The following is a 3,615-nucleotide window of genomic DNA, read 5'->3' on the forward strand; positions in this document are numbered from 1 at the left end:
CGCTATGACGCAATTGCTTGGGTGAAACGTTTCCCCAATATGATTTTGTCTCGTAGCTTTTCTAAGGCATATGGTTTAGCAGGCTTACGTATTGGTTATGGCGTTGCCCAGCCCGCTTTGACCGATTTACTGAATCGCATTCGTCAGCCATTTAATGTGAATAGCCTTGCACAAGCTGCAGCAATAGCTGCATTTCAGGATTCTACTTTCTTGCAGCAAGGCTTTGAACTCAATCGTGCTGGCTTTGCTCAGTTAACCCAGGCATTTGATGCACTTGGCCTGACTTATCTCCCATCGGCTGGCAATTTTGTGTTGGTCAAAGTGGGTGAGGATGATGGCGCTGGCACTCGCATTAATCTGGAGTTGCTGAAGCGCGGCATCATTGTTCGCCCAGTCGGAAATTACGGCTTGCCGCAATGGTTGCGTATTTCTATCGGCTTGCCCGAAGAAAATGCCGCCTTTATCACTGCACTCAAAGATATTTTGGCGAAGTAGTTATTCAATAAAAAATACATAAGCTGAATTAGCCAATGGCCATCATTAATCCATCTAGTAATTACGGTACTGTCACCATTGTTGGTGTTGGCTTGATTGGAGCATCCCTTGGTTTGGCTCTTAAAAAGGCGGGCGTCGTTAATCAGGTTTTGGGTGTTGGACGCAGTGCGCAGAATCTAGATCAAGCCCTCAAGATGGGCGCGATTGATGCAATAGTTGATTTGGTTGAAGCCACAAAACAATCTGATGTGATTGTCTTGTGTGTACCTGTGGCACAGATGCGTGCTGCTTTTGAAGTTATCGAGCCGCACTTAGAGCCTCGGACTATGTTGACAGATGCTGGCAGCACTAAAGGCGATGTGATTTTGGCTGCTAAGGAAGTATTGGGTAAGAAGGCTTGCCAATTTGTTCCTGCACACCCTATTGCTGGGGGCGCGCAACATGGTGCGAGCGCTGCTAAAGCTGATTTATTTGTGGGTAAACAAACGATTCTTTGCCCGCTACAAGAAAATTCTCCTCAAGATACGGATTTAATAGAAGGCCTTTGGCAATCAGTTGGCTCTGTTGTCAAAAAGATTTCTTGTGTACAGCATGATGCGATCTATGCAGCGGTTTCTCATCTGCCACATATTCTGTCTTATGCATTAATGGCCAGTGTGGTTAATTCAGAAGATGCTGATCAAAAGCTAAGTCATGTTGGTGCAGGCTTTAAAGATTTCACACGCATTGCCGCTTCAAGTCCGGAAATGTGGCGCGACATTTGTTTGGGTAATCGCACAGCCGTTCTGAAAGAGCTTGATCAATATCTACTCATCGTCAATCACATGCGTAAGTTGATTTCTGAAAATGATGGTGCTGGTTTAGAGAAATTATTTAATAAAGCAAGTAAAGCACGTCAAGATTTGGATGTACTTTGATGAGTGGTTTGCCTGATATCCAGATTGGTCCATTTAAGCGAGCTCAAGGCTCGATTGTGTTGCCAGGCTCTAAGAGTATTTCGAATCGCGCCTTGTTATTGGCATCGCTTTCTAAAGGTACGACAACTCTTAAAAATTTACTAGATGCTGACGATACGCAAGTGATGCGTAATGCGCTTCGCCAATTAGGCCTATCGGTAATCGATCATGCCGACAAAGTCTGCGTGGTCGAGGGTTGCGGTGGCAAGTTCCCGATACAAAACGCAGATCTTTTTATGGGTAATGCGGGTACAGCGATTCGTCCGCTCACAGCAGCCCTTGCAATGCAAGGTGGCAACTATCGTTTATCTGGCGTTCCAAGGATGCATGAACGTCCTATTCGGGATCTAGTGGATGGATTGCGACAAGTTGGAGCAAAGATTGATTACGAATTACAAGAAGGCTATCCACCGATCAAGATTCTTGCTGCGGATATTGAGATCAAGGATGTTGTCAAGGTGCGCGGTGATGTCTCTAGTCAATTCTTGACAGCCTTGTTGATGGCTTTGCCTTTGGTGGCAAAAGAGCCCGTTAGGATTGAAGTGATTGGTGAATTGATTTCTCGCCCTTATATCGACATAACACTCAAGCTCATGGCACGCTTTGGCGTCAAAGTGGATTGTCCGGATGCGCAGTCATTTGTAATCCCTGCTAAGACTTCTGAGGCGGTCTATCAAAGCCCTGGCACTTTATCGGTTGAGGGTGATGCATCATCCGCTTCTTACTTCTTGGCGCTTGGCGCCATTGGTGGTGGACCGGTACGCGTCTTAGGTGTGGGTAGCGAGAGTATTCAAGGCGATGTTGCTTTTGCTGATGCACTCGCATTAATGGGCGCCAAGATTTCTTCTGGTGAAGATTGGATTGAAGTCGCTGGCGTGAAAAATGCGAATGGCAAGCTCAACGGGATCACCATTGATTGCACGGAAATTCCAGATGCGGCGATGACGCTCGCTGTTGCTGCACTGTTTGCTGAAGGCCCAACACGCTTAAACAATATTGCCAGTTGGCGCGTGAAAGAAACCGATCGCATTGCAGCGATGGCGAAAGAGTTGAAAAAAGTGGGTGCTATCGTTGAGGAGGGTACTGACTACATCGTGGTGCAAGCCCCTCAGTCACCCACTGACTGGAAGTCTCCTGCGGAGGGCATTGATACTTATGATGATCACCGCATGGCGATGTGTTTCTCACTGGCCGCTTTTGGCCCTAATGCGCTACAGATTAATGATCCTAATTGTGTTGCTAAAACATTCCCCACCTACTTTGCTGAGTTTGCAAAGGTCGTTTCCTAAAGCTTGCTTTTAATGAACTTGCCTCCAGTTATCGCGATTGATGGACCTACCGCCTCTGGCAAGGGAACGGTTGCCTCCATGGTGGCAGAAAAGTTGGGCTTTCATTATTTGGATAGCGGGGCCTTGTATCGACTGGTTGCCCTGGGAAGTCAAAAAGCATCGATTGATACCAAAAATGGCCTAGAACTGGGTATTTTGGCTAAAAAACTGGTGATTTCCTTCAAAAATGGCCAAATTCTGCTCAATTCTGAAGATGTCACTGATGCTATTCGTACTGAGGAGATTGGATTGCGTGCATCTGCAATTGCAGTGCATCCAGAGGTTAGGCAGGCCTTGGTTGGGGTTCAGCATGGTTTTAGGACTTCTCCAGGTCTAGTGGCCGATGGCCGTGACATGGCAAGCGTCATATTTCCCGATGCAGTTTTGAAGGTTTTTCTCACTGCAACCGCTGAAGCCAGAGCTGAACGTCGGTATAAGCAATTGATAGCTAAGGGAATTTCTGCTAAACTAGACGACTTGCTGCAGGATTTACAAGCGCGCGATGCCAGAGACAGTAGTCGAGGTGCTGCACCTTTGTTAGTTGCAGACGGAGCCAAGGTGCTAGAAACATCGGAATTATCGATAGATCAAGCGGTTAAGACGGTTTTAGATTGGTATCAATCGAAAATAGCTTAGTTTTTGGTGGGCAGTAAACAGTAGTAGAAGTTGTTTTGGCGTCTTAAGGAACTCTACAACGCGATTTTCTAATTTAGCGTGTTTCTTGGGGCTTTTTTAACCTAACCCGTCAGGCCTTCTGGCGGCACAAAGTGAATATATAAATGTCTGAATCATTTGCAGAACTATTTGAAGAATCATTAACCCGATCGAATATGAAG

The 3,615-nt window shown here is 46.3% G+C and carries 4 protein-coding genes; all 4 read left to right on the forward strand.

Annotated features, from left to right (window positions below; all coding sequences use genetic code 11):
- Nucleotides 1–495 (forward strand): aminotransferase class I/II-fold pyridoxal phosphate-dependent enzyme (locus B7Y67_RS13035; protein ID WP_293599020.1); only part of this gene is annotated, 495 nt, incomplete at its 5' end.
- Between the two features lie 35 nt (nucleotides 496–530).
- Entirely contained in the window at nucleotides 531–1,412 is an 882-nt protein-coding gene (locus B7Y67_RS13040) for a prephenate dehydrogenase/arogenate dehydrogenase family protein (protein ID WP_293599021.1), read from the forward strand.
- Between the two features lie 8 nt (nucleotides 1,413–1,420).
- Complete coding sequence (aroA, locus tag B7Y67_RS13045; protein WP_293599023.1) at nucleotides 1,421–2,740, forward strand: 3-phosphoshikimate 1-carboxyvinyltransferase; 1,320 nt, start codon at nucleotides 1,421–1,423, stop codon at nucleotides 2,738–2,740.
- Between the two features lie 12 nt (nucleotides 2,741–2,752).
- Nucleotides 2,753–3,415, forward strand: a complete 663-nt coding sequence (cmk, locus tag B7Y67_RS13050) for a (d)CMP kinase (protein ID WP_293599022.1) — start codon at nucleotides 2,753–2,755, stop codon at nucleotides 3,413–3,415.
- Nucleotides 3,416–3,615 lie beyond the last annotated feature (200 nt).

This window comes from Polynucleobacter sp. 35-46-11 (assembly GCF_002281105.1).

Excerpts from the sequence above, each read along its gene's own strand:
- cmk (WP_293599022.1), top strand. The coding sequence starts at position 2,753 with ATGAACTTGCCTCCAGTTATCGCGATTGATGGACCTACCGCCTCTGGC.
- B7Y67_RS13040 (WP_293599021.1), top strand. The coding sequence starts at position 531 with ATGGCCATCATTAATCCATCTAGTAATTACGGTACTGTCACCATTGTT.